The organism is Citrobacter europaeus (assembly GCF_037482245.1).
Taxonomy (GTDB): domain Bacteria; phylum Pseudomonadota; class Gammaproteobacteria; order Enterobacterales; family Enterobacteriaceae; genus Citrobacter; species Citrobacter europaeus.
In genome coordinates this window covers 4,887,510-4,913,750 of the sequence record NZ_CP148084.1, presented here as the reverse complement: position 1 = coordinate 4,913,750, position 26,241 = coordinate 4,887,510, and the positions used below count along the sequence as shown (strand labels likewise).

27 protein-coding genes are annotated in these 26,241 nt (G+C 51.9%); 12 read left to right on the top strand and 15 right to left on the bottom strand.

What is annotated here, in order from left to right; all coding sequences use genetic code 11:
- Positions 1 to 4: 4 nt before the first annotated feature.
- Both WHR59_RS22990 and WHR59_RS22985 read left to right on the top strand, forming a co-directional pair.
- Positions 5 to 961, top strand: coding sequence for a sugar phosphate isomerase/epimerase family protein (locus tag WHR59_RS22990; protein ID WP_172862548.1), 957 nt, complete (start codon positions 5 to 7; stop codon positions 959 to 961).
- 116 nt (positions 962 to 1,077) lie between these two features.
- Positions 1,078 to 2,328 carry an MFS transporter gene (locus tag WHR59_RS22985; RefSeq protein WP_087050728.1) on the top strand — a complete coding sequence of 417 codons (1,251 nt, stop codon included), beginning with the start codon at positions 1,078 to 1,080 and terminating at the stop codon, positions 2,326 to 2,328.
- Positions 2,329 to 2,368: 40 nt separating this feature from the next.
- On the opposite strand, the gene cpxA is transcribed toward WHR59_RS22985, so the two are convergent.
- Positions 2,369 to 3,742, bottom strand: a complete 1,374-nt coding sequence (gene cpxA / locus WHR59_RS22980; RefSeq protein ID WP_003028758.1) for an envelope stress sensor histidine kinase CpxA — start codon at positions 3,740 to 3,742, stop codon at positions 2,369 to 2,371.
- On the bottom strand, positions 3,739 to 4,437 hold the full coding sequence (gene cpxR, locus WHR59_RS22975; RefSeq protein WP_005121756.1) for an envelope stress response regulator transcription factor CpxR: 699 nt from the start codon (positions 4,435 to 4,437) through the stop codon (positions 3,739 to 3,741). Before cpxR ends, cpxA begins: the two co-directional genes overlap by 4 nt.
- A gap of 150 nt (positions 4,438 to 4,587) precedes the next feature.
- Here cpxR and cpxP point away from each other — a divergent pair, with 150 nt between their 5' ends.
- The 7 genes from cpxP (at position 4,588) to WHR59_RS22940 (ending at position 12,300) form a co-directional block, all read left to right on the top strand.
- Positions 4,588 to 5,088 (top strand): cell-envelope stress modulator CpxP, encoded by a 501-nt coding sequence (gene cpxP, locus WHR59_RS22970; RefSeq protein ID WP_043018911.1) that lies wholly within the window; start codon positions 4,588 to 4,590, stop codon positions 5,086 to 5,088.
- Between the two features lie 147 nt (positions 5,089 to 5,235).
- Positions 5,236 to 6,138 (top strand): CDF family cation-efflux transporter FieF, encoded by a 903-nt coding sequence (gene fieF / locus WHR59_RS22965; RefSeq protein ID WP_043018912.1) that lies wholly within the window; start codon positions 5,236 to 5,238, stop codon positions 6,136 to 6,138.
- A 185-nt stretch (positions 6,139 to 6,323) separates the two neighbouring features.
- The gene (gene pfkA, locus WHR59_RS22960; RefSeq protein WP_043018913.1) at positions 6,324 to 7,286 is read left to right on the top strand and encodes a 6-phosphofructokinase; all 963 of its coding nucleotides are present in this window, start codon (positions 6,324 to 6,326) and stop codon (positions 7,284 to 7,286) included.
- Between the two features lie 206 nt (positions 7,287 to 7,492).
- Entirely contained in the window at positions 7,493 to 8,482 is a 990-nt protein-coding gene (gene sbp / locus WHR59_RS22955) for a sulfate/thiosulfate ABC transporter substrate-binding protein Sbp (protein ID WP_338843482.1), read from the top strand.
- A gap of 104 nt (positions 8,483 to 8,586) precedes the next feature.
- A complete protein-coding gene (locus WHR59_RS22950) occupies positions 8,587 to 9,336 on the top strand; it encodes a CDP-diacylglycerol diphosphatase (protein ID WP_047407422.1) in 750 nt (249 codons plus the stop codon).
- 73 nt (positions 9,337 to 9,409) lie between these two features.
- Positions 9,410 to 10,714 carry an SLC13 family permease gene (locus WHR59_RS22945; RefSeq protein ID WP_087050706.1) on the top strand — a complete coding sequence of 435 codons (1,305 nt, stop codon included), beginning with the start codon at positions 9,410 to 9,412 and terminating at the stop codon, positions 10,712 to 10,714.
- A 113-nt stretch (positions 10,715 to 10,827) separates the two neighbouring features.
- The gene (locus tag WHR59_RS22940; RefSeq protein WP_043018917.1) at positions 10,828 to 12,300 is read left to right on the top strand and encodes a DASS family sodium-coupled anion symporter; all 1,473 of its coding nucleotides are present in this window, start codon (positions 10,828 to 10,830) and stop codon (positions 12,298 to 12,300) included.
- A 40-nt stretch (positions 12,301 to 12,340) separates the two neighbouring features.
- On the opposite strand, the gene tpiA is transcribed toward WHR59_RS22940, so the two are convergent.
- Both tpiA and WHR59_RS22930 read right to left on the bottom strand, forming a co-directional pair.
- The gene (gene tpiA, locus WHR59_RS22935) at positions 12,341 to 13,108 is read right to left on the bottom strand and encodes a triose-phosphate isomerase (RefSeq protein ID WP_043018918.1); all 768 of its coding nucleotides are present in this window, start codon (positions 13,106 to 13,108) and stop codon (positions 12,341 to 12,343) included.
- 228 nt (positions 13,109 to 13,336) lie between these two features.
- Positions 13,337 to 13,939 (bottom strand): YiiQ family protein, encoded by a 603-nt coding sequence (locus WHR59_RS22930; protein ID WP_043018919.1) that lies wholly within the window; start codon positions 13,937 to 13,939, stop codon positions 13,337 to 13,339.
- Positions 13,940 to 14,039: 100 nt separating this feature from the next.
- Between WHR59_RS22930 and WHR59_RS22925 the strand changes: the two genes are divergently transcribed.
- Positions 14,040 to 14,468 (top strand): DUF805 domain-containing protein, encoded by a 429-nt coding sequence (locus tag WHR59_RS22925; RefSeq protein WP_043018920.1) that lies wholly within the window; start codon positions 14,040 to 14,042, stop codon positions 14,466 to 14,468.
- 72 nt (positions 14,469 to 14,540) lie between these two features.
- Here WHR59_RS22925 and fpr read toward each other — a convergent pair whose 3' ends face one another.
- The 4 genes from fpr to WHR59_RS22905 all read right to left on the bottom strand — a co-directional run bounded on the left by fpr (position 14,541) and on the right by WHR59_RS22905 (position 18,906).
- On the bottom strand, positions 14,541 to 15,287 hold the full coding sequence (gene fpr / locus WHR59_RS22920; protein WP_087050704.1) for a ferredoxin--NADP(+) reductase: 747 nt from the start codon (positions 15,285 to 15,287) through the stop codon (positions 14,541 to 14,543).
- Between the two features lie 95 nt (positions 15,288 to 15,382).
- Positions 15,383 to 16,393 (bottom strand): class II fructose-bisphosphatase, encoded by a 1,011-nt coding sequence (glpX, locus tag WHR59_RS22915; protein WP_338843481.1) that lies wholly within the window; start codon positions 16,391 to 16,393, stop codon positions 15,383 to 15,385.
- 135 nt (positions 16,394 to 16,528) lie between these two features.
- Positions 16,529 to 18,037 (bottom strand): glycerol kinase GlpK, encoded by a 1,509-nt coding sequence (gene glpK / locus WHR59_RS22910; RefSeq protein ID WP_043018923.1) that lies wholly within the window; start codon positions 18,035 to 18,037, stop codon positions 16,529 to 16,531.
- A 23-nt stretch (positions 18,038 to 18,060) separates the two neighbouring features.
- Entirely contained in the window at positions 18,061 to 18,906 is an 846-nt protein-coding gene (locus WHR59_RS22905) for an MIP/aquaporin family protein (RefSeq protein ID WP_043018924.1), read from the bottom strand.
- 428 nt (positions 18,907 to 19,334) lie between these two features.
- On the opposite strand from WHR59_RS22905, the gene zapB reads away from it, so the two are divergent.
- Positions 19,335 to 19,580, top strand: coding sequence for a septal ring assembly protein ZapB (gene zapB, locus WHR59_RS22900; protein ID WP_019077914.1), 246 nt, complete (start codon positions 19,335 to 19,337; stop codon positions 19,578 to 19,580).
- Between the two features lie 205 nt (positions 19,581 to 19,785).
- Here the strand turns inward: zapB and WHR59_RS22895 are convergent, their stop codons facing one another.
- Both WHR59_RS22895 and rraA read right to left on the bottom strand, forming a co-directional pair.
- On the bottom strand, positions 19,786 to 20,529 hold the full coding sequence (locus tag WHR59_RS22895; protein ID WP_043018925.1) for an SDR family NAD(P)-dependent oxidoreductase: 744 nt from the start codon (positions 20,527 to 20,529) through the stop codon (positions 19,786 to 19,788).
- Positions 20,530 to 20,687: 158 nt separating this feature from the next.
- Positions 20,688 to 21,173: a ribonuclease E activity regulator RraA gene (gene rraA / locus WHR59_RS22890; RefSeq protein WP_043018926.1), complete on the bottom strand. Its 486-nt coding sequence runs from the start codon at positions 21,171 to 21,173 to the stop codon at positions 20,688 to 20,690.
- Positions 21,174 to 21,410: 237 nt separating this feature from the next.
- On the opposite strand from rraA, the gene WHR59_RS22885 reads away from it, so the two are divergent.
- Entirely contained in the window at positions 21,411 to 21,794 is a 384-nt protein-coding gene (locus WHR59_RS22885; RefSeq protein WP_338843480.1) for an integrase arm-type DNA-binding domain-containing protein, read from the top strand.
- A 346-nt stretch (positions 21,795 to 22,140) separates the two neighbouring features.
- Here the strand turns inward: WHR59_RS22885 and WHR59_RS22880 are convergent, their stop codons facing one another.
- From WHR59_RS22880 to hslU, 5 genes are all read right to left on the bottom strand, one after another.
- On the bottom strand, positions 22,141 to 22,641 hold the full coding sequence (locus tag WHR59_RS22880; protein WP_087050701.1) for an Hcp family type VI secretion system effector: 501 nt from the start codon (positions 22,639 to 22,641) through the stop codon (positions 22,141 to 22,143).
- A 12-nt stretch (positions 22,642 to 22,653) separates the two neighbouring features.
- Positions 22,654 to 22,995, bottom strand: a complete 342-nt coding sequence (locus tag WHR59_RS22875; protein WP_220137863.1) for a putative T6SS immunity periplasmic lipoprotein — start codon at positions 22,993 to 22,995, stop codon at positions 22,654 to 22,656.
- Positions 22,992 to 23,543 (bottom strand): type IV secretion protein Rhs, encoded by a 552-nt coding sequence (locus WHR59_RS22870; protein ID WP_087052902.1) that lies wholly within the window; start codon positions 23,541 to 23,543, stop codon positions 22,992 to 22,994. Before WHR59_RS22870 ends, WHR59_RS22875 begins: the two co-directional genes overlap by 4 nt.
- Positions 23,544 to 23,911: 368 nt before the next feature.
- Positions 23,912 to 24,841, bottom strand: coding sequence for a 1,4-dihydroxy-2-naphthoate polyprenyltransferase (menA, locus tag WHR59_RS22865; protein ID WP_003825185.1), 930 nt, complete (start codon positions 24,839 to 24,841; stop codon positions 23,912 to 23,914).
- 67 nt (positions 24,842 to 24,908) lie between these two features.
- Complete coding sequence (hslU, locus tag WHR59_RS22860; protein ID WP_038636017.1) at positions 24,909 to 26,240, bottom strand: HslU--HslV peptidase ATPase subunit; 1,332 nt, start codon at positions 26,238 to 26,240, stop codon at positions 24,909 to 24,911.
- Between the last annotated feature and the right edge of the window lies 1 nt (position 26,241).

Genomic DNA, 26,241 nt, shown 5'->3' with positions numbered 1-26,241 from the left:
AACTATGGGAAAATGTAACCAGAAACTTCTTGCTGAACGTGCGAGAAATATACCACTGTACCTACATGCTTATGCCTTTCATCTGAATATGCGCTATGAGAGAGTCCTCCCTGGCGATCTTCTGGATATTGCGCATCAGCAGCAATTAAAGGGTGTGAAAATACATGTTGAGGATGGTGAATCCCAGTCACTGCAGAAAATAAACGATCGGCAGTTACACAATTTTAAAGAACAGGCTAAAAAATATAACCTGGATGTGCATATCGAAACCAGCGCATCGGACCAGGCGACATTAACGGATGCAATTCGTATTGCTGTGGCAACTGGCGCAACGTCAGTTCGTTTCTACCCGCGCTATGAAGGGCATCTCAACGACGTTATGGCGAAGATTGCCAATGATCTTGCGTGGTTGTCTCAGTATGATGATTGTGGCCTGAGCTTTACCATTGAACAGCATGAAGATCTACAGGGTCATGAGCTGGTGACGCTGGTTAATAATAGTGGAATGAAGAATCTCTCTATTCTTTTTGATTTTGGCAACATGATTAATGCCAATGAGCAGCCGCTTTCTGCGTTAGAGGTCATGTCTCCTTTGATCACTCAGGTACATATTAAAGACGCAAAGATTATTAAAGAAGGTAAAGGCTGGGGGCATGAGGCTTGTCGTTCAGGATACGGTGATTTACCCATGGAAGAGATGCTCAAAGCATTATTACTCTTGGGAGAAGATAAACCACAAGTACATGCTTTTGGTCTGGAAGAAGAAGTTGAATATTATGCACCCGCATTTCGTTTTGATGATGAAGGTGATAATCCCTGGATCCCATGGCGCAATGCAAGTTATACGCCGCTACCCGACGCTGACATGATTGATGCGCGATTGGCGCAGGAAAAAGAACATGCTCTGGCTCAAATAAAATACATTCGTGACTTGTGTAATAAATTTATAGGTAATCAATAACTTTCATAATTTTACTAAATGCGAAAAGAGTTATGAAAATAACTCTACAGTTTTATTAATTATATAAATTAATCTAAATATTTCTCTCAACAAGCAATGAGGGTTTACTCATGTTCATGAATAAATGGGCAAGGCTCTGTTTTTTGATTTTAGGCGGCGGCACAATATTTAAACTTTCAAGTATGAAGGATGTTTTCTATGTGCCAATGCAAAGCGACTGGGGTTTAACTAATACGCAAATTGGCCTGAGTTTTACGGTTTATACTATTGTTCAGACAACCGGGCTTTTTCTTTCGCTTTATATCGCTGACCGTTATTCCAAGAAAATATTATTACCATTCGGTCTCATCGGCGTAGGACTTTGCGGCTTATATCTGGCAACGCTGCCGTCATTTACTGGTTATCTCATTTGCTTTGCCGCAATGGCATTCTTTGCCGATGTGGTTTACTGGCCGGTATTGCTGAAAGCCGTGCGTCTGCTGGGCACAAAAGAAGAACAAGGACGCATGTTTGGCTTTTTAGAAGCCGGACGCGGCGTGGTGGATGTCATCGTCGCATCTGGTGCTCTGTTTGTCTTCGTCCAGTTTGGTGAAGGTAAGGCGGGGATGCAGGCGGGTCTGTTGTTTTATACGGTCATTACGCTGGCGGCGGGCATTGTGACGTACTTTATTGTCGATGATGACAAAGTGAAAGGCGGCGAGAAAACCAGCGCCAATATGGAAGTGTTAAAGGGAATCAAACATGTGTTGTCCTGCCCTAACGTCTGGCTGGCTTCTTTAGGGATTTTCTTTGTTTACGCCGCATACTGCGGGCTGACTTACTTCATCCCGTTCTTAAAAGATATCTACATGCTGCCGGTAGCGCTCGTCGGGGCGTACGGCATCATCAACCAGTATGCGTTGAAAATGGTGGGAGGACCGATTGGTGGGCTACTGGCGGATAAGGTTGCCAAATCGCCGACGGTATACCTGAAGTGGACGTTTTTGATCTCCGCCGTTGCGATGCTTGTTTTCATGCAGTTACCGCATCAAACAATGAACGTATACATCGGTATGGTAGCAACATTAGGATTTGGGGCGATTATCTTCTCCCAGCGCGCCATTTTCTTCGCGCCGATGGATGAAATTGGTACCCCACGCGAGTATGCCGGTTCGGCAATGGCATTTGGCTGTATCATCGGTTATATGCCCGCTATGTTTGCATACACGTTATACGGCTACTTACTGGATACCAATAGCGGCATCACGGGCTACAACTACGTCTTTAGCGTGATGATTGCGTTCAGCTTAATGGGCTTTATCTGTTCGACAATTCTGGTGAAGCGGATTAAAAAGCAAAAGCTAGCAGCTGCAGCGGCAACAGCATAAAGTGAGAGCTTCCCCGGCACGAGGTTACCGGGGAAGCCTGTTAAGCGCGTTTGTACAGCGGCAACCAAATCACCAGCCGTAAACCACCCAGTGGGCTGTCTTCGGCCTTCACCCAGCCACGATGCTGCTGGATTGCGGTTTCAACAATCGCCAGACCCAGACCTGTTCCGCCAGACTCGCGATCGCGCGCCTCATCGGTACGATAGAACGGACGGAAAATCTGTTCCCGGTCTTCAGGGCTAACGCCCGGGCCATCGTCATCCACGGTGATGGTAATCCCGTCGATATCCACCGCGAAGCCAACTTCAATCTTCGTGTGTGAATAACGCAGGGCATTGCGCACAATGTTTTCCAGCGCGCTTTCCAGCGCATTTGGGTTGCCGTACAGCGGCCACGGACCCGGCGGGAAATTCACCGTGAGCGATTTACCCATCTGCTCGGCTTCAAAGGCGGCGTTATCCAGCACTTCGCCCCACAGCTGATTGGCTTTCACCGTTTCACTGACCAGCGCGTTTTTCTGCTGATTACGTGACATCACCAGCAGGTCGTTGATCATGCTGTCCAGCCGATGCGCTTCTGTTTCAATACGCTCCAGCTCTTTACTCTCACCGCTGCGCCGACGCAGCAGCGCGGTGCCCAGTTGCAGACGCGTCAGCGGCGTTCTCAACTCGTGAGAGATGTCCGACAGCAGGCGCTGCTGCGTGGTCATCATTCGCTCCAGCGCCGTCACCATCTGGTTAAAGCTGGCGCCTGCCGCCAGAAACTCCTGCGGACCGGCTTCCAGCTCCGGATGCTGACGCAGGTTGCCCTGGGCCACTTCATCCGCCGCGTTTTTCAACTTACGCGCTGGTTTCGCCAGACTCCAGGCAAGCCAGAGCAATAGCGGAGAGCTGACTAACATGGTGACGATCAGCAACAACAGCGGTCGGTCAAACAGCAGGTTGATAAAGTCAGATTGTGAGCTGCTGGCTGGTCGAATGAGATACAACTGGTAGTTATCTTCACCGTCTCTGACGGAGAAAGGCCCGACCATCTCAACGCGACCGTATTTTTTCTTTTGCGGATGGTCGGCGTTATCGGCCTGACCAATAAAGTTACGAATGATCTGCATTTCGTTGCGTTCTGCGCCGATCACGCGTCCTTCCGTCGTAACAAGCAATAACCGCTGTCCTGGCGGCGCCCACTTGTCTATCGCCCGAAACAAGCGACGCCACCACATCAAATCGTTGGGTGGGTCGTTCGCCAGTTCAGCTTCAACGTGTTGCTCAATCATCAACCCCTGGCGCTGCTCGCTGTCCAGTAGCTCGGTCATCTGGCGTGAATCGAGCTTGGGTAACATCAGTACCAACATCAACACCAGTGCCAGCGTCAACCAGAAGATGGCAAAGATGCGTGCGGTTAAGCTCCCTATCATGAAGCGGAGACCATCAGGTAGCCGCGACCGCGCAGGGTTTTAAACCACGGGTGTCCGTCTTTACGCTCTGGCAGCTTACGACGCAGGTTCGAGATATGCATGTCGATCGCGCGATCGAAAGGCGTCAGGCGTTTGCCCAGCACTTCCTGGCTCAGGTGTTCACGCGAAACCACCTGACCGAGATGCTGTGCCAGCAAATAGAGCAGGGTGAATTCGGTGCCGGTTAACTCCAGGGTTTGCCCGTCAAAGCTGGCTTCCTGGCGACCCGGATTAAGGCTTAACGCATCCACTTCCAGCGTCGGCGAACCGTTGTCGCTGTTCTGCTGTTGTTCGCTCCAGTGTGAGCGACGCAGAATAGCGCGGATGCGCGCGACCAGTTCACGGTCGTTAAACGGTTTGGGTAAATAGTCGTCCGCGCCCAGCTCAAGGCCAAGTACGCGATCCAATTCGCTGCCGCGAGCGGTCAGCATGATTACGGGTGTCTGGTGTGTCTGACGAAGTGCTTTCAGCGTATCGATGCCGTTTTTCTTTGGCATCATGACGTCGAGCAAAAGTAAATCGATGCTGTCATCCAGAAGCTCAAGCGCCTGTTCCCCATCATGGGCAACCAGCACATCGAAACCTTCCATTTCGAGCAACTCCTTTAACAGGGAAGTCAGCTCTCGGTCATCATCAACTAACAGGATTTTATTCATTGTTTACGTACCTCCGAGGCAGAAATTACGTCATCAGGCGTCGCTAATCTATGACTTTACGTTGTTTTACACCCCCTGACGCATGTTTGCAGCCCGAATCGTAAACTGTCTCTCGTTGAATCGCGACAGAAAAGATTTTGGGAGCAAGTGATGGGCAAAGTTACCGCTGCCGTCATGGCCTCAACGCTGGCATTCAGTACTTTAAGCCATGCAGCTGAAGTCGTCACAGGCGATCACTGGCACCTGGGTGAAGGCTCCGCGCAACGCAGCGTTCAGAGCCACATGTTTGACGGTATCAGTTTAACCGAACATCAACGTCAACAGATGCGAGATTTAATGCAGCAGGCAAGACACGAACAGCCTCCTGTTAATGTTAGCGAAATGGAGACAATGCATCGCCTTGTCACCGCAGAGAAATTTGATGAAAGCGCTGTGCGCGCTCAGGCAGAAAGAATGGCGCAAGAACAGGTTGCCCGCCAGGTTGAAATAGCCAAGGTCCGCAACCAGATGTATCGCCTGTTAACGCCCGAGCAGCAAGCGGTTTTAAATGAGAAACATGAACAACGAATGGAGCAACTGCGCGACGTAGCGCACTGGAAAAAAAGCTCATCGTTGAATTTATTGAGTAGTAGCAACTCACGTTCCCAGTAGTAACCCTGTTTTCCTTGCCATAGACACCATCCCTGTCTTCCCCCACATGATGTGGGGGTTTTTTTTGCCCAAAATTTGTCACTCGGTTATTGCCTGACTGTTTTACTTCATCCGTTATACTAGCGGCATATCCTGGCAGGAGTGTTTATGAATCAAACCTATGGGCGGCTGGTTAGCCGGGCGGCAATCGCGGCGACCGTGATGGCATCGCTGTTACTTTTGATCAAAATTTTTGCGTGGTGGTACACCGGATCGGTCAGTATTCTGGCAGCGCTGGTGGATTCTCTGGTGGACATCGCGGCCTCGTTAACCAACCTGTTGGTGGTGCGCTATTCGCTGCAGCCCGCAGATGATGAGCATACGTTCGGACACGGAAAAGCGGAATCGCTGGCGGCGCTGGCACAAAGTATGTTTATTTCCGGTTCGGCGCTGTTTTTATTCCTGACCGGGATTCAGCATCTCATCCAACCTACGCCGATGAAAGATCCTGGCGTCGGGGTGATTGTCACCATCATTGCGTTGGTGTGTACAATCATTCTGGTCTCGTTTCAGCGCTGGGTAGTAAAACGCACGCAAAGTCAGGCCGTCAGGGCGGATATGCTTCATTATCAGTCTGATGTTATGATGAACGGTGCGATTCTCGTGGCGCTTGGGCTGGCATGGTACGGCTGGCATCGCGCAGATGCCTTGTTTGCGCTCGGGATTGGCATCTATATTTTATATAGCGCATTACGCATGGGGTATGAGGCGGTACAGTCTTTATTGGATCGTGCTTTACCCGATGAAGAACGTCAGGAAATTATTGATATTGTGACGTCATGGCCCGGAGTCAGCGGCGCTCACGATCTTCGCACGCGGCAGTCAGGGCCGACCCGCTTTATTCAGATTCATTTGGAAATGGAAGATAATCTGCCGCTCGTTCAGGCGCATTTAGTGGCTGAACAGGTTGAGCAGGCAATTTTACGGCGTTTCCCGGGATCGGATGTCATCATTCATCAGGATCCTTGTTCGGTCGTACCCAAGGAAGGCAAGATGTTTGATCTTTCATAATTCGTTGTAAAAAAAGTGAACCGGGCCAGCATTTTGTGTATAAATTACCACCATTTGGCCTGACCTGAATCAATTCAGCAGGAAGTGATTGTTATACTATCTGCATATTCGTTGGATCGTTTCGATATGCGGAATCGACTTCCGGCAGCAGATTTCATTTTGCATTCCAAAGTTCAGAGGTAGTCATGATTAAGAAAATCGGTGTGTTGACAAGCGGCGGTGATGCGCCGGGCATGAACGCAGCAATCCGTGGTGTTGTACGTGCAGCGTTGACGGAAGGGCTGGAAGTCATGGGGATCCATGATGGCTACCTGGGTTTGTATGAAGACCGTATGGTTCAACTTGACCGCTACAGCGTGTCCGACATGATCAACCGTGGCGGTACGTTCCTTGGTTCTGCCCGCTTCCCGGAATTCCGCGACGAAAATGTGCGTGCGGTGGCTATCGAAAACCTGAAAAAGCGTGGCATTGACGCGCTGGTTGTTATCGGTGGTGACGGTTCATACATGGGGGCAAAACGCCTGACTGAAATGGGCTTCCCATGCATCGGTCTGCCGGGCACTATCGACAACGATATCAAAGGTACCGACTACACCATCGGTTACTTCACCGCTCTGGGTACCGTAGTTGAAGCAATTGACCGTCTGCGCGATACCTCTTCTTCTCACCAGCGTATTTCCATCGTTGAAGTGATGGGCCGCTACTGTGGCGATCTGACCCTGGCGGCAGCGATTGCCGGCGGTTGTGAGTTCGTGGTGGTTCCGGAAGTAGAATTCAGCCGTGACGATCTGGTTGCTGAAATCAAAGCCGGTATCGCGAAAGGTAAAAAACACGCGATTGTAGCGATCACTGAACACATGTGTGACGTTGACGAACTGGCGCATTACATCGAGAAAGAAACCGGCCGTGAAACGCGTTCAACCGTACTGGGTCACATCCAGCGTGGCGGTTCTCCGGTACCTTACGACCGTATCCTGGCATCCCGTATGGGCTCCTATGCCATTGAACTGCTGCTGGAAGGCCACGGCGGTCGCTGTGTAGGTATTCAGAACGAGAAACTGGTTCACCACGACATTATTGACGCTATTGAAAACATGAAGCGTCCGTTCAAAGGTGACTGGCTGGACTGCGCGAAAAAACTGTACTGATTGTATTTTTTGCGCGCCTGATGGCGCTTCGCTTATCAGGCCTACAGGTTGCAGAGACTTGTAGGCCTGATTAGACGTTAGCTGCCATCCGGCAAACCCTCAGATTTATTCCTCGAAGTTATAGCAAATCTTTTTTTATTCTTTAATGTTTGGATGCCTTTCTGGCACGCTTTGCTCATCACAACATCACATAAGAGAGCTGGGCGATGAACAAATGGGGCGTAGGGTTAACATTATTGCTGGCATCGACCAGCGTTCTGGCAAAGGATATTCAGTTACTTAACGTATCGTACGATCCAACGCGTGAACTATACGAGCAGTACAATAAGGCCTTCAGTGCGCACTGGAAGCAGGAGACGGGTGACAACGTCGTGATCCGCCAGTCACACGGTGGTTCGGGTAAACAGGCGACCTCCGTCATCAACGGCATTGAAGCCGATGTCGTGACGCTGGCACTGGCTTACGACGTAGATGCCATTGCTGAACGTGGTCGAATTGATAAAAACTGGATCAAGCGCCTGCCGGATAACTCCGCGCCGTATACCTCCACCATCGTGTTCCTGGTCCGCAAAGGCAATCCTAAACAAATTCATGACTGGAACGATTTGATCAAACCTGGCGTGTCGGTCATTACGCCGAATCCGAAAAGCTCCGGTGGCGCACGCTGGAACTATCTGGCGGCATGGGGCTATGCCTTGTACCACAACAACAACGATCAGGCCAAGGCACAAGACTTCGTGAAAGCCCTGTATAAGAACGTTGAAGTACTGGATTCCGGTGCGCGTGGCTCAACCAATACCTTCGTTGAACGCGGTATCGGTGATGTACTGATCGCCTGGGAAAACGAAGCGCTACTGGCAACGAACGAGCTGGGTAAAGACAAATTCGAGATAGTGACGCCGAGTGAATCCATCCTCGCGGAGCCGACCGTTTCCGTGGTCGACAAAGTCGTGGAAAAGAAAGACACCAAAGCGGTGGCAGAGGCTTACCTGAAGTATCTCTACTCCCCGGAAGGCCAGGAAATTGCAGCGAAAAACTACTATCGTCCACGTGATGCTAACGTTGCGAAGAAATACGAAAACGCATTTCCGAAGCTGAAGCTGTTCACCATCGACGAAGAGTTTGGCGGCTGGACGAAAGCGCAGAAAGAGCACTTCTCTAACGGCGGTACGTTCGACCAGATCAGCAAACGATAAATAAATCTGTGATTTACCGACCCGGTGGCTTAATGCGACCGGGTTTTTTATTTGTCATGGTTTTGCGTTACTCTTGCCCTTCAATGGGATACAGGAAACGCGTAATGAAAAAAGCAGGCTATCTTTTACTGGCGGTGATTGTGGTCGCCGCCGCTGCAGGTATCGGGTACTGGAAATTCACCGGCAACCCGGACGCATTACGCCAGATTGTTCTTCAGCAATGCCTGCCGCACCAGTTGCAGCAGCAGGATCCCGCGCCGTGCGCAGAAGTGAAGCCGGATGCCGGATATGTGGTATTCAAAGACCGAAATGGCCCTTTGCAATATTTGTTGATGCCCACTTACCGCATCAACGGTACGGAAAGCCCGCTACTGTTGAAATCAGGCACGCCGAACTTTTTCTGGCTGGCCTGGCAGGCGCGCAGCTTTATGAGCCAGAAATACGGCCACGAAATCCCTGACAAAGCGGTATCGCTGACCATTAACTCGCGTAGCGGGCGTACGCAAAATCACCTGCACATTCATATCTCCTGCCTGCGAACTGACGTCAGACAACAGCTGGATGACAATCTGGCGAAAATCAGCACCCGCTGGCTGCCTTTACCTGGCGGGCTGCGCGGTCATGAATATCTGGCGCGCCGCGTCACGGAAAATGAACTGGCGCAACGCAGCCCATTTATGATGCTGGCAGAAGAGGTGCCGGATGCGCGTGAGCATATGGGCAGCTATGCGTTGGCGATGGTGCGTCAGAGCGATGAGTCTTTTGTCCTGCTGGCGACCCAGCGCAATCTGCTAGCGCTCAATCTCGCCTCCGCTGAGGAAATTCAGGATCATCAGTGTGATATTCTGCGTTAACCCCACCTAATCTGGCGTTTACTCCGCATGCTTGTCCCCGTATTCTTGTTGAAAAAAACAACAGGAGACAGGCATGTCGCTCTGGCTTACACACCCTCTGTTTATCCCCTCTCTGGTGGTTGGCATCACCATCCTGCTCTGGGCCACGTCGCTGCTGCCGGAGTTTATAACGGCGCTACTGTTCTTTGCCGTAGCGATGGTTGCCAAAGTCGCGCCTGCGGATGTGATTTTTGGCGGCTTCGCGTCGTCGGCGTTCTGGCTGGTTTTCAGTGGATTTGTGCTGGGTATCGCGATTCGTAAAACGGGGCTGGCGGACAGGGCGGCGAGGGCGCTGTCATCGCGGTTGACCGACTCCTGGCCGTTAATGGTGGCGAGCGTGGTGCTGCTGAGTTACGCGCTGGCGTTTGTGATGCCATCCAACATGGGCCGCATTGCGCTGCTGATGCCGATTGTCGCGGCGATGGCGAAGCGGGCCGGGATTAACGACGGTACGCGCGCCTGGTATGGTCTGGCGCTGGCCGTTGGGTTTGGCACGTTCCAGCTTTCCGCGACGATTTTACCCGCTAACGTACCGAATCTGGTGATGAGCGGCGCGGCGGAAGGCTCTTACGGCATCCACCTCAATTATCTTCCCTATTTGCTGCTGCATACGCCAGTTCTGGGCTGGCTTAAGGGGGCGGTGCTTATCGTGCTTATCTGCTGGCTGTTCCCTGGTAAGCCCCATGCGCCGCGCGATCTCACACCGCTGGAGCCGATGAGTCGGGATGAAAAACGCCTGGCCTGGATGCTGGCCGTGGTGCTGCTGCTGTGGGTTAGCGAAAGCTGGCATGGTATTGGTCCTGCGTGGACCGGGCTGGCGGCGGCGGTTATCACACTGCTACCACGGGTTGGTTTTATCAATGGCGATGAGTTTTCCACTGGGGTAAATATTCGCACCTGTATTTACGTAGCGGGTATTTTGGGTCTGGCGATCACCGTCACCCAGACCGGCATTGGCAGCGCTGTGGGCGAGGCGCTGTTACAGGTGATGCCGCTGGATGCGGAAAAACCGTTTACCAGCTTTCTCGCGCTGACAGGCATTACCACCGCGCTCAATTTTATTATGACAGCGAACGGTGTTCCGGCGTTGTATACCACGCTGGCACAAAGTTTTGCCGATGCGACGGGGTTTCCGCTGCTGTCGGTGATTATGATTCAGGTATTGGGATATTCCACACCGCTGCTGCCGTATCAGGCTTCGCCGATTGTGGTGGCGATGGCGCTTGGGAAAGTGCCTGCGAGGGCGGGGATGTTGCTGTGCATTTCGCTGGCGGCGGCAACGTATCTGTTGCTTCTGCCGTTGGATTATCTCTGGTTCAGTATGCTGGATAAATTATAACTGTATATAAATGTTAATTTTTTGTTTTGTGAGATGATGAATTGTTTTATTTGGGCTGATGGCGGTTAATACCGGGGCGCAGATTTGTGCACTGGAAACTCAAGGATTGATTCATGGACAGTTTGACCCCTATCCGCTGTTGGCCTGCCATCATTTCGCTCGCGATCACGCTTACCATCTGGTTTGTTATCCCGTGTCCGCCTGATGTCACTCCGCAAGCGTGGCATCTGCTGGCGTTGTTCATTGGTACGATCGCAGCGATTATCGGTAAAGCCATGCCCATTGGCGCCATTGCGGTTGTGGCGATTATGCTGGTGGCGATGACCGGCGTCACTAACCCCGGTAAACCCTCGGCCGCGCTGAACGATGCCTTGAGTGGCTTCTCTAATCAACTGATTTGGCTGATTGGTTTATCCATCATGCTGTCGCAAAGCCTGTTAAAGACCGGGTTGGGCGCGCGTATTGGCTACGGGTTTATTGCGCTGTTTGGTAAAAGAACGCTGGGTATTGCGTGGGCATTAACCCTTGCGGAAACGCTGATCGCACCCGTAACGCCAAGCAATACCGCGCGTGGCGGCGGCATTATCCATCCGGTAATGCGGGCGATTGCGGAAAGCCTCGGATCGCAACCGGGCAACAACGAGAATGGCTCAACGGGCCGCTATCTGGCGCTGGTGAATTACAACATTAACCCCATCAGCTCGGCAATGTTCATCACCGCGACCGCGCCTAACCCCTTAATCGTTAGCTTTTTAACGAAGGGAACGGATGGGGTGCTGAATATGACCTGGGGAATGTGGGCTATCGCCGCGCTGCTTCCCGCGGTGGTCTCACTGGTCGTCATGCCGATTGTTATCTGGTGGCTCTACCCGCCAGCCATCACACGCACGCCAAATGCGCCTCAGTTCGCACGACAAAAACTGGAGGCGCTAGGTCCGCTTTCACTGGCAGAGAAAATTACCCTGGCCGTCTTCATTTTGCTGCTTTGCCTGTGGGCGGGCGTTCCCGCAATGTTGATGGGCAGTAGCTGGAGTGTAAATCCTACCAGCGCCGCGTTAATTGGTTTGTCGATTCTGTTGATGACGGGCGTATTAAGCTGGGATGACATTCTTAAGTGCCGTGGAGCATGGGATACCATAGTCTGGTTCGCCGCGCTGGTGATGATGGCGGATTTTCTCAGCAAGTTGGGGTTGGTGGGGTGGCTGGCAACCAGCGTGGGTAGCGCAATCGACCATCTGGGTGTGCACTGGAGTATTGCGACGCTACTGCTGATCCTGCTTTACGTCTACTCGCACTACTTTTTCGCCAGTACAACTGCACATATTACGGCGATGTTCGCTGCGTTCTTCGCCGCAGGATTAGGCCTGGGGGCGCCGCCGGCGCTACTTGGGTTGATGCTCGGCTTCTCCTCCTCGCTGATGATGTCGCTCACGCACTATGGCACGGGTACTGCGCCTATCATCTTTGGTTCAGGCTATGTCACGCTGGCGGAGTGGTGGAAAACGGGGCTGGTAATGAGCGTGGTCAACCTGACCATTTGGGGGGTAACCGGCGCCTTTTGGTGGCACTGGCTGGGATACTGGTAGACCTGATGCGACGGGAGGAGTGCTCCTCCCGTCATACAACTTAAGCCTGTTTAGCGGCTTCTGCTGCTTTAACGATGACCGCGAAGGCATCTGCTTTCAGAGAAGCACCGCCAACCAGCGCGCCGTCGATGTCCGGCTGAGCGAACAGCTCAGCAGCGTTGGCTGCGTTCACGGAACCGCCGTACTGGATGATAACTTGTTCAGCGATTTTCGCGTCAGCTTTAGCAATGTGATCACGAATGAATTTGTGAACAGCCTGAGCCTGAGCAGGAGTTGCAGATTTACCGGTACCGATAGCCCATACTGGTTCGTAAGCGATGACGACGCCTTCGAATGCTGCCGCGCCCTGAGTTTTCAGAACGGCGTCGATCTGACGTGCGCAGACTTCTTCAGTTTTGCCCGCTTCGTTTTCTGCTTCGGTTTCACCGATGCACAGAACCGGAGTCAGACCCTGTTCTTTCAGAATGGCGAATTTTTTAGCGATCAGCTCGTCAGACTCTTTGTGGTAAGTACGACGTTCAGAGTGACCGATGATGATGTACTGCGCGCCGATATCTTTCAGCATTTCCGCGCTTGTTTCACCGGTGAATGCGCCAGACAGGTTCAGGTCAACGTTCTGCGCGCCCAGAATGATGTGGCTACCGGCAGCGGCGTGTTTCGCCAGGTCGATATACATTTCCGGCGGAGCAATCGCTACTGCACAGCCAGCAACGCCAGCCAGTTCTTTACGCAGATTAGCAACCAGTTCGTTTACCATGTGGCGGCTGCCGTTCAGTTTCCAGTTACCCATCACTAAAGGATGTCGCATTTCATTTCTCCACGCTTGTCAGCGAATTAAGGAATATGGCCGCCCGTCAGGGCAGCATGGTCTGTGAAACAGTATAGAGATTCATCCCCTGAAAGGCTTTGCTTTTTATCATTTCCCCGTCATTCTGCACGTTGCAGGTGCGTTGGCTGTACTCTCTCACCCCTGTCACTTACTGATGTAAGCTCCAGGGGATTCGTTGCGTCGCCGCCTTCCTGAAACGTGAATAATTTAGGGGGAATTCGCCTTCTCAAGACTTTCTGATAGTGCCAGCTTAATCGGTTCAACAGCGAAGGTCAGCCCCTTTTCCCCGTTATCTGCAACAACATAGCGAATTGCGCCTTCAGTTTCGGCGTAATAGTGCTTACCTTTGCCCGCTGCGAGCAGTTTTTGCAGCTTTTTCTGGCTCTGTTCTTTCGTCAGCAGCGGCGCGACGGTGCGGATGACGGCGCTCATATATTCCAGCGCTTTCGCTTTGGCTGCCTTTTGGTCTGGTCCCTGAATCGGCAACCAGGTTATTTGCATACTTTTGATTTTTAAGGTGCCGCGCTCAAGGGCGGAGGACGCATACAGGTTTTCATTGATTTTGCTGGCCGCGCGGGTGAGATTTGCCCGATCGCGACTGCTGTCGATGGCGCGGAACTCATTCAGGATAAGCTTCGGATTCTGCGTATTAAAGTTTTCGCGAAACTGGCTAATCGACAGGTCAAAAGTCGGCGCACCCGCCAGTAAATAGGGGGCCGTGGTTGCCGTCGATGGCGCTTCCGCCAGTGCCGCAGTGCTTGCGGTTAAGGCTGAAAACAATAATAAAAACAGTGTAAATCCTTGCTTCATCAATCGTACCTTTCATTCTCACTGCTCACGATTAAAACGGTAACCGTCGAGCTTGTCAAAAGGGTAAACTGTTCTGGAAGGTAATAATAAAGGAACTTACATGACCATACAGCAGTGGTTATTCTCATTTAAAGGGCGCCTCGGGCGCCGTGATTTCTGGATTTGGATAGGTCTGTGGATTGTCGGTATGTTGGTTCTGTTCTCGCTGGCGAGCAAGCAATTACTCGATATTCAGACCGCGGCATTTTGTCTGGTGTGTCTGCTGTGGCCGACGGCGGCAGTGACGGTAAAACGCCTGCACGATCGGGGACGTTCCGGGGCGTGGGCGCTGTTGATGATTCTGGCCTGGATGCTGCTTGCCGGAAATTGGGCGATGTTGCCCGGCGTCTGGCAATGGGCAGTTGGCCGCTTTGTTCCGACGCTGATTCTGGTCGGCATGCTCATCGATCTGGGCGCGTTCGTTGGCACCCAGGACGAAAATAAATATGGTAAAGATACGCAGGACGTGAAGTACAGAGCTGACTCGTAGGCCGGATAAGGCGCGTTAGCGTCGCCATTCGGCAAAATGCCCGGGGGCGCTTACCGGGCAAGTAAAACGCTCTTACCAGTAGTGCTCAGCAGTCATATGGCCCGGTCGACGGCGCAGATGTTTGGTCATCTGCCGGGTTTCTTTCAGCAGTTGCTGCGTATCGCGTACCATTTGTGGATTTCCGCACAGCATCACATGGCTGGTTTCTTTATCCATTGGCAGCCCTACCGCTTTTTCCAGTTCACCGTTTTCAATCAGCGCCGGTACGCGCCCGGTCAGCGAATCTGCAGCTGTCTCCCGGCTGACAACCGTCTGGATGCGTAATTTACCTTCATAGCGCTTTTCCAGCGCCTGCATCAACGGCAGGTAGCTCAAATCGGCGGCATAGCGCGCGGCGTGGACCAGCACCAGATTTTTAAAGCGATCCAGGTCTCTGCCTAACTGCAGAATCGACAAATACGGGCCGATAGCCGTGCCGGTTGCCAGCATCCATAGCGTTTCGCAATCAGGGACCTCATCCAGCACGAAGAAGCCAGCGGCTTCACTCACCACCTGGACTTCATCGCCAGGTTTTAGCGCCGCCAGGCGGGGGCTGAGTTTACCGTCGGGAACCGTCACCAGATAAAATTCTAAGTCGGGGTTGTCAGGCGCATTGACGTAGGAATAGGCGCGCTGGACGCGCTCGCCGTCGATCTCAAGGCCAAGCTTGGTGAACTGACCAGCAGTGAAAGGAAGAACCGGAGCTCGCACGGTCAAACTAAACAGGGCATCGGTCCAGTTCTGCACCTTTGTGACTTTGCCTGTTACCCAATCTGCCATGGTTTTCTCCTGTCTGCTTTGATTGCCTTATCTTCGTTCGTTGGAGGAAAGATTTCCAGCCCGGATGGGCTGGAAGGCTCTATTGATCAAATCAATTACAGGATGTGCGCCTGCACATCGGGATCCTTGCGATCGAGGTAGTGAATCGACTGAATGCGGCGGATCGTGCGCGATTTGCCGCGGATCAGCAGCGTTTCGGTGGTCGCGATATTGCCTTTACGGCTAATCCCTTCCAGCAGATCGCCTTTGGTGATGCCAGTGGCGGAGAAAATGACATTGTCGCTGCGCGCCATTTCATCCAGACGCAGCGCTTTGCCTGCTTCGATGCCCATAGCGGTACAGCGGGCCAGTTCCTGCTCGCCAATACGACGGTTCTCTTCGCTGTCGCCTTTGACGTCGTGACGCGCCAGCAGACGGCCCTGCATGTCGCCGTCCAGCGCGCGGATCACGGCTGCGGAAACCACGCCTTCCGGTGCGCCGCCAATGCCGTACAGCACGTCAACTTCACTGTCTGGCATGCAGGTCAGAATCGAGGCCGCAACGTCGCCGTCAGGAATAGCGAAGACGCGCACGCCCAGTTTCGTCATCTCTGCAATAACTTCGTCATGACGTGGTTTTGCCAGAATGGTGACGGTCAGATCACTCAGCGGTTTGTTCATCGCGGCTGCAATGTTTCGCAGATTGGTTTCCAGCGACAGGTTCAGATCGATGGACCCTTTTGCGCCAGGGCCGACAATCAGCTTTTCCATGTACATGTCCGGCGCGTTCAGGAAACAGCCTTTATCGCCCACCGCCAGCACCGCCAGCGCATTCGCCTGGCCCATGGCCGTCATGCGCGTGCCCTCGATAGGATCGACGGCGATGTCGACTGCATCACCGTTACCGGTTCCGACTTTCTCGCCGATGAACAGCATCGGCGCTTCATCAATCTCACCTTCGCCAATCACGATGGTGCCGTCAATGTTGACCTGATTGAGCATAATACGCATGGCGTTTACCGCCGCGCCGTCAGCGGTATTTTTATCGCCGCGGCCCAGCCATTTATAGCCAGCCAGCGCGGCCGCTTCGGTCACGCGTGAAAATTCAATGGCAAGTTCTCGTCTCATTGCAAACTCGTAGCAGAAAGGAATGGCGCGAAGTGTAGCACAGGGGAGGGTGGGCGATTATTGATGTGTGTGCGGGGTTGCCCCCGCACGAAGATATTGCCGGATAAGGCACAGTCGCCATCCGGCAATGACGTATTACTCGTCGTGATCTTCCCACGCCATGGCGCGTTTGACCGCTTTTTTCCAGCCGCTGTAGCGGAAATTACGTTCGGTGGTTTCAATGCCAGGGCGGAATTCACGCTCGATAACCGCTTTCTCCTGCAGCTCATCCAGATTTTGCCAGAAGCCAACAGCCAGACCGGCGAGGTATGCCGCACCCAATGCGGTGACTTCGCGGACTTCCGGGCGCTCAACGCGTGTGCCGAGAATATCGGACTGGAACTGCATCAGGAAGTTGTTGGCTACCGCACCGCCATCGACGCGCAGGGCATGCAGACGAATACCGGAGTCAGCCTGCATCGCTTCCAGTACGTCACGGGTCTGATAAGCAATTGACTCAAGCGTTGCACGGATGATGTGGTTGGAGTTTACGCCACGGGTCAGACCGAAGATGGCCCCGCGTGCATACGGGTCCCAGTACGGTGCGCCAAGGCCGGTGAATGCCGGAACGACGTACACGCCGTTGGTATCTTTCACTTTGGTAGCGAAATATTCGGAGTCGAATGCATCGCTGATGAGTTTCATTTCATCACGCAGCCACTGGATGGAGGCGCCAGCCATAAATACCGCACCTTCCAGCGCGTAGTTCACTTCCCCGGTCGGTCCGCAGGCGATGGTGGTCAGCAGTCCGTTTTCGGACTTAACGGCTTTCTCGCCGGTGTTCATCAGCATGAAGCAGCCGGTACCGTAAGTGTTTTTCGCCATCCCTTCCTTCACGCATAGCTGGCCAAACAGTGCCGCCTGCTGGTCACCGGCAATACCGGAGATAGGAATACGCGTGCCGCCCTTACCACCGATGTTGGTCTGACCGTACACTTCAGAAGAACGACGTACTTCTGGCAGCATGGCTCGCGGAATATCCAGCGCATCCAGCATCGTGTCATCCCAGTCCAGAGAGTGGATGTTGAACAGCATGGTACGCGAGGCGTTGGTGTAATCCGTTACGTGTACGCGTCCCTGCGTCATTTTCCAGATAAGCCAGGTGTCTACGGTACCGAACAGCAGTTCACCGCGACGAGCGCGCTCACGCGAGCCTTCTACGTGGTCGAGGATCCATTTCACTTTGGTGCCGGAGAAGTACGGGTCAATGACCAGACCGGTGTTATTGCGGATGTACTCTTCCATACCGTCGCGCTTGAGCTTTTCGCAGATATCCGCGGTACGACGACACTGCCACACAATAGCGTTATAGATTGGTTTACCGGTTTCACGCTCCCAGACGATGGTGGTTTCACGCTGGTTGGTAATACCGATCGCTGCAATCTCATCGGAACTGATATCGGCTTTCGCCAGAACTTCTACCAGCGTTGAGCTTTGGGTCGCCCAAATTTCCATTGGGTCGTGTTCTACCCAACCTGCTTTCGGGTAGATTTGCTCGAATTCGCGCTGTGAAACGGCAACGATATTCGCATCGTGGTCCATTACGACCGCGCGGGAGCTGGTGGTGCCCTGGTCGAGCGCAACGATATATTTTTTTTCAGTCATAATTTTTTTGTCCCGTAGTCACATTACTGCGAAGCTTTTTGTTGAGTGTTGGTCGCAACGTCTTTTTCTTCAATCGCGCAGACATCGCACGGTAAATGACGACCAATCAGTTTGCGATATGCCCATGCGCCTAAAATCGCGCCGGTAATCGGGCCAAACACCGGGACCAGGAAGTAAGGGATATCGCGACCACCCGTGAAGGCAATCTCACCCCATCCGGCCATCCAGGCGAAGAGTTTCGGTCCGAAGTCACGTGCCGGGTTCATGGCAAAACCTGTCAGCGGCCCCATGGAAGCACCAATAACGGCAATCAACAAACCGATCAGCAGCGGTGCCAGCGGACCACGAGGCACACCGTTACCATCGTCGGTCAGAGCCAGAATCAGCCCCATTAGAATAGCGGTAATGACCATTTCAACCGCGAAGGCCTGCACAAAATTGATATGCGGATTCGGGTAGGTGGAGAAAGTACCTGCCAGACCCAGGCTCTCGGTACTGCCGCGCACGATATGGTTAGTTTGTTCGAAATCGAGGAAAAGATTGTAATAAAGCCCGTAAACCAATGCCGCTGCGCAAAAGGCGCCGGCAATTTGCGAAATAATAAAAGGGACAACTTTGCGTTTATCAAAACAGGCGAACAGCCAGAGTGCGATGGTTACCGCTGGATTCAGATGTGCACCAGAAACGCCTGCGGTCAGATAGATAGCCATTGCTACCCCCAGACCCCAGATGACACTGATTTCCCACTGACCAAAAGTAGCCCCAGCTACTTTGAGTGCAGCGACACAGCCCACACCGAAGAAAATCAACAACCCGGTACCGAGGAATTCAGCAATGCACTGGCCTTTTAAGGTTGAGGTTTGACTCATAATCGGATCCTGAAGAGAGTTTAATGTTTATTGTTTGCGAGAAGGTCACTGACATCCCCGGAGCCGGTAGGCACACTGTTAATTTATCGTTAACGCGCAAAAACGAGAAATATCGAAATTAAAATGTGTGTACTCCATCAACAAAATGAGCGTTTTCGCGCCATTGCGCGGTATTTGTTATACAAAAATAGTGTGAGCTGAATCATTTCACTGAACAACCTGTTAACACTTAAGAGTTATGACAGTAATGTCACCAGGAGAAAGACTAAAAGTGTTGCAAACCGCAATCTGCGCGGGATGCCGCTGGACAGGGATGACGCGGCTTCATACAATCGGTGTTAAGTAGAGTGCGCTCGTTTTTATTAAGGCGTCGCCGGTTATCGGGACGAGGATTTTTATCCATCAACGCCTTGCAATTCAGGAGAGGTATGACGATGTCATTAGAAGTGTTTGAGAAACTGGAAGCAAAAGTACAGCAGGCGATTGATACCATCACGCTGTTGCAGATGGAAATCGAAGAGCTGAAAGAAAAAAACAACTCACTGTCGCAGGAAGTTCAGTCTGCACAGCAGCAGCGTGAAGAGCTGGAGCGTGAGAACAACAACCTGAAAGAACAGCAGAACGGCTGGCAGGATCGTCTGCATGCCTTGCTGGGTCGTATGGAAGAAGTCTAATCCTCGTCATATTTCACGTTATGGCGGCGTTGGCTGCGTGCATTCACCCCAGTCACATAGTGGCCTATGCTCCTGGGGATTCACTTACTTGCCGCCTTGCCCTGACGCGAAATCTTTAGAGGATTTAGAGTACGAGTTTGTAGGCCGGATAAGGCGCAAGCTGTCATCCGGCAATACAATAGCTTACCGCAATACAACGTTCGTTTCAGGCATTCAAACCCCCATCTACGTCCAGACCGGTGCCGGAAATCTGCCCAGCCGCTGGGCTTGCCAGAAACGTCACCGCCGCTGCAACATCCTCCGGTGTTCCATAATGCCCTGTAGCAATAAGCTGCCGTTGGGATTCTGCCTGCTCGCCATCTGCTGGGTTCATATCACTGTCAGTTGGGCCAGGATGGACAAGATTAACGGTAATACCCCGTGGGCCGAGATCGCGAGCCAGGCCACGGGTTAGCGAGTTGAGCGCTGATTTAGTCATCGCGTAAACAGCAATCCCCGGTTGGGCGACGCGGTTGGCAAGGCAACTGCCAATATTGATAATTCGCCCACCTTCAGGGAGATGTGGCAACGCGGCCTGTATGGCTACCACCACGCCACGGATATTCACGTTAATCAATGCGTCGATGTCTTCCAGTGACATCGACTCCAGCGGGCCGCCGCGCGCGATCCCAGCGTTGTTGACCAGAATATCCAGTCCTCCAAGTGACTGTACCGTGCGGTTTACGGCGTTCTGAATTGCCTGAGCGTCAGCACTGTTTGCCTGAATGGCCTCACCATGGCGGCCAAGCGCTGTAATTTCATCGGCAACGGCCTGGGCTTTCTCCGCAGATTTTTCATAGGTTATAACAACATCAGCACCGGCTTTCGCCAGCGACAGTGCGATGGCGCGCCCTAACCCTCGACTGGCCCCTGTGACCAGCGCTTTTTTACCTGTCAGATCGATATGCATGATGACCTCGTGATGAGAGTGATGAGATTCATCATTAGGTATAGAGAGAGTTTTTTCTTCGTCAATGCGCAGGATGGGGGAATCGAAAGGGGGAGCGGCAAAAAAAAACCAGTCAGTTGTTTAACTGACTGGCCTCACACCGACTTGCGGTATTTTCTTTACTCGATATCGAGCGGGTCTTCGGAGAGGATTATCCCGGTGTTGTCGGCGTACAGGTGGTCGCCGGAGAAGAACGTCACGCCGCCAAAGTTGACGCGCACATCGCTTTCCCCAATCCCTTCACCTGCAGCACCTACCGGAATGGCGGCAATCGCCTGAATGCCGATATCCAGTTCTCCCAGATCGTCTACCTGGCGGACTGAGCCGTAGATGACCAGACCTTCCCATTCATTCTGTACGGCCAGTCTTGCCAGTTCGGCATCGACCAGTGCACGACGGACAGAACCGCCGCCATCGACCAGCAGAACACGACCACGGCCGTTTTGTTCGAGCAGATCGTACAGCAACCCGTTGTCCTCGAAACATTTTACCGTGATGATTTGTCCGCCAAACGACGCCCGTCCTCCAAAGTTAGAGAACAGCGGTTCCACGACGTTGACATCTTCCTGATAGATGTCACAAAGCTCGGATGTATCGTATTTCATAGGCTTAACGTTCAGTTGCTGCGAGAATTTTTAGTATATCGCGCTATGTGTACTGTTGGCAAAATCATCAATTGTTAATTAGTGTCCAGATCAATAGCTATTCGTATTTTTCATTGAAAAACAGGTGATTACTGATTTTTAAAACAGCCGATAATGACCTACAATTACCCGGATTTCCCTCTGTAAAGTATCCCCGAGGTATCTCCGGTAGATTGCTGGAACATAAAAGAAAGCCCTATGAGAACGATCAGATTCACCAAAGCCGTGCTGATGGAACTCCCCGTTCCTGATGCCGGCAAACGCCTTGAATATGCTGATAGTGTCGTTAATGGGTTGCGTCTGCGCGTTACGTCTAGTTGCAGCAAAAGTTTTAGTGTGTCCCGAAAGCGCGACGGAAAATTTTACCGTGTGACGTTGGGCAAGTTCCCGGATATGACTATTGAGCAGGCCAGAGAGCGGGCATATGGTTTGGTGGCCCGTTCAGGCGTGAAGAAAAAGGCAGTAAAGCCCAGGCTGATTTATGGGCCCGTGTTCTGCGTGCTGTCTATCGCTATGCATATGATAGCTACCGTGATAAAGATGGCGGGAGATTATTACCGGATCCGCCCACAACCATTTTAAGTATAAAAATGCTTTGGAATGGAAATACACGGAGAACAACTAATATCAGAAATAATGATTTAGGCAACTGGCTCACGGCCCTTGATACCGTAAGACAATGGGCTATAGCAGGCTATAAAACTGATGTGTTGATGGGGGTTGAAGCCCAACCGTACGGAAATGTACGCTAAGAACGTAACCTTATGATTTTAATCTTATAAAGTTTTTGCATTATTGGTTTGATTTACGTTGATTTGATGACCAGGTACGCTCGTATTGCAAGTAAGCGTGTTCGGGAATAGCGACGAGTATTGCAGGCAGTCTGCTAAGTGGTCTTTATTTCAGCAGATCTGCCAGCCAATTAGAATTACCTCTGCTGCTGGTTGTAACCAACCAGGCGGCTCCAGTCATCGTCGTATTTGATATTCCCTTCGATATAAAACCACTCAATGCCTGAGTAGGTGATGGCGATATTTTCCATCATGCCCGGAGTGTGGGAACCCGGCATATAAGCATGAGCAGCATTGACGGACATGATTACGATGTTGTTAAGCGTAATTCGGTAAATCTCGTATTCGACACCCGCCTCGTTGATGTCGTAATAGTGGATTACTGCCTTTTGCAGCCGCTTACTTTGGCAGACTGCAACCGCAAAATATGGCGAGGTCTTATCAATCTCTTTGTGCAGGGTAAAAGCGTTGTGTTCGCGCGAACCCATCAGCTTACCAGTGTTGCGGCATGTGTTTTGGTACACACCGTAACTGCTGTTCATGATTTCAATTGCACTCTCACGGCCCAGCGCCATGCAACTGCCTTTGATCAGCTGTCCATTTTCATCATAAATATACATATAAGCTGGTAATGACATTTATAGATCTCCTTATTTTGTGCTTAATATTTGCCCGTTTCTGTCGATAAAAAAGTTGTAACGGTAATTCTTTCCGTTCAACGTGTATGAAGCCGCATAGATATAGCCCGGCGTTATCGGTATTTTTAAGCACGTTTCAGGATAGGAGAGAGCTACATGCGAATTTTCCGCCAATGTCTTGTATTCATTCCCCTGCTCAGAATAAACGCCGTATCGGCTCAGAACGTCCGATTTATTAACAGAGAAGCAAAGCGAATTATTTATAATAGGGAAACTACGCCATGGGGGAACGCTGTCGCCAGCGCCACACCCAGCCAGCGCAAAAAAGGCAGGAATGAGAAAGTAGTGTTTCAATGCGGGAACCTCCCTAATACTTTCTCATAGCGGGATATGAGGCTAAGGACAGGCTCAGATGGATCGTAATCCTTGAGGCGATACAAATCAGAGCGGTTGCCGAATCCATGCGTTTTAAGTAGCCAATAATCAGCCACCATTGCAGCCTGCTGCTCTAATCCGTAATCCAAGAGTATAGCCTTATCCAAGGTGTAATAGTAATCAACTGCCCAAGAGAACAGGCCCCGTATCCTTACCATCATCCCGCGCTGATGCTGCCAGACGTGCATCATTTCATGTAAAAAAAGATGCTGCCCACCAACGCGATCGTTATTAACATGCGGCTGTGAAAAGTCAGGCTCATAAGTACCTTCCTGAAAGTACAATTCGCCGTTGGGCGTCATGGCGTAGTTGTTCTTTTGGAGGTTGAAAGGTAGATAGCTGCTGCGGTGGATCCAGACTTCGTTATAGCGGAGGGTGAAAGCGTAGAGGGTACGGGCCAAGTTAATCTCACCAAGCGTTAACAGCCGTAACCCGCCCCGGTCTATATCGTTCATTTCCCTTATCATTGGAGACATCATCCATTGGTAAAACACCTTAATACGCCTTAAAGTAAATTTTTCCGTGTTAAAAAATGCGGGAAATATCCGAAATTGTCACAAACTGCGGTTACGCCGCTTCTCGCGTTAAGGCCCCTGGTTTGGGGAGCAATCGTACGAGATCGTACGGTTGAGCGTCAGACCCCGTAATCGGTTAAGTAAGCTGGGAAACGCTGATTTTAGTACTTATAGGTCACGGTGTTTACCGTTCGTTGGTATCCCCGAGGTATCTCCGGAAAATATAAAAAACATGGAAAAACCTCGCGCCCCTCTATTTGTAAGGGTTGCGAGGCGTTATGCGATTCTAAAAACTGAAATTGTTAATTGATATTTGTCAGTTAAAGAGACCACTGACTTAAGAAAATCCCGACAACAAACAGTAAGTTAGTTAATAGCGCTGCTTTTACGGTGCGTTCCAGCATTGGGCGCATTGCCGCAGGATCCATCTCGCGCATCACGTAACGTGCCTGTTTGATTAGCAGCGGAGCGGCGAGAATAAACAGCCATCCCCACAGACTTTGCAGCGAAAACAGGTTAAACAGCGCCAGGCAGACCAGTGTCCCCATCAGCAGGCAGGCATGGTAGCGGCGGGCATTGACGGCGCCTAAACGCACGACCAACGTATTCTTGCCGTTCTCCCTGTCGCTGTTGATATCGCGCAGGTTGTTGACGTTGAGCACGGCGGTTGCCAGCAGGCCGCAGGCGGTGGCAGGCAGAATCAGCGCCGGAATCAACGTATGCGCCTGCAGATACCAGCTCCCCATCACGCTGAGCCAGCCGAAGAATACCAGCACGGAAATATCGCCGAGGCCGATGTATCCATAAGGGCGATTGCCCACGGTATAAGTGATCGCGGCGATAATCGACAGGCCTCCAAGCACCAGGAAGCCGACAAAATCCGCCAGCGTGTGACAGGCCACAGCAACCAGGGCCAGACCGGACAGACAGATCAACACCACGGTGACGATCAGCGCGCGCTTCATCTGCTGTTGGGTGATAACCCCTTTTTGCATCCCGCGCAGTGGTCCAATACGGTCGGGCTTGTCGCTGCCTTTGACGGCATCGCCATAGTCGTTAGCGAGATTGGACAGAATTTGCAGTAGTCCTGCCGTAATCAATGCCAGCAGAGCAACCAGCGGATCGAAGTATCCTTGCCACCATGCTAATGCCGTACCGACGATGATCGCCGCGAAGGCGAGCGGTAAGGTCTTAGGTCGTAAACTTTCCAGCCAGGCTTGTGAGCGGCTAATTTGTTGTTGTTCAGTCATATTTAGCGCCAATAAAAATGGGGCTTTATCAGCCCCATCAACAGTGATGAAAATGCATTGAACGCGATTATAGGATAAAACGGCTCAGATCTTCATCTGCGACCAGCGCATCCAGATGTTTGCTCACATAATCGGCATCAATTGTGATGCTTTGGCCGTTTAAATCGCTCGCATCATAGGAAATATCTTCCATCAGACGCTCAAGAACGGTATGCAGACGACGCGCACCGATGTTTTCGGTGGTTTCGTTGACCTGCCAGGCCGCTTCGGCAATGCGTTTAATGCCCGATTCGGTGAAGTTGATGTCCACACCTTCGGTCGCCATCAGCGCTTTGTACTGAACGGTGATGGAGGCATTCGGTTCGGTAAGGATACGCTCAAAATCGCTGGTGGTCAGCGCCTGCAGCTCGACACGAATCGGCAGACGACCCTGCAGTTCCGGGATCAGGTCAGACGGTTTCGCGACCTGGAATGCGCCAGAAGCGATAAACAGAATGTGATCTGTTTTCACCATACCGTGCTTGGTAGAGACCGTGCAGCCTTCAACCAGCGGCAGCAGGTCTCGCTGTACGCCTTCACGGGACACGTCCGGGCCGGAGGATTCGCCGCGCTTACAGATTTTGTCGATTTCATCGATAAACACGATCCCGTGCTGCTCAACGGCGTCGATAGCTTCCTGTTTCAGCTCTTCCGGGTTTACCAGTTTGGCTGCTTCTTCTTCAATCAGCAGCTTCATCGCGTCTTTGATTTTCAGCTTACGTGGTTTTTGCTTCTGACCGCCCAGGTTCTGGAACATGGACTGCAGCTGGCTGGTCATCTCTTCCATTCCCGGAGGCGCCATAATTTCAACGCCCATCGGTGCGGCCGCGAGATCGATTTCGATCTCTTTGTCATCCAACTGGCCTTCACGCAGTTTTTTACGGAACGCCTGACGCGCTGCAGAAGGCTCCTGCGGCTGCTCAGACTGTCCCCAGTTATTTTTAGCTGGTGGGATCAGCACGTCGAGAATGCGCTCTTCCGCCATCTCTTCGGCACGGAAGCGGTTTTTCTCGATTGCCTGAACGCGGACCATTTTGATGGCTGCATCGGTCAGATCGCGGATGATGGAGTCAACTTCTTTACCAACATAGCCAACTTCGGTGAATTTTGTTGCTTCAACTTTGATGAACGGCGCATTGGCCAGTTTTGCCAGACGACGGGCGATTTCGGTTTTACCAACGCCGGTCGGGCCAATCATCAGAATGTTTTTCGGCGTCACTTCATGGCGCAGCTCTTCGTTAAGCTGCATACGGCGCCAGCGGTTACGCAGGGCAATCGCCACGGAACGCTTAGCGTTATCCTGGCCGATGATGTGTTTGTTCAGTTCGCTGACAATTTCGCGTGGGGTCATTTCAGACATG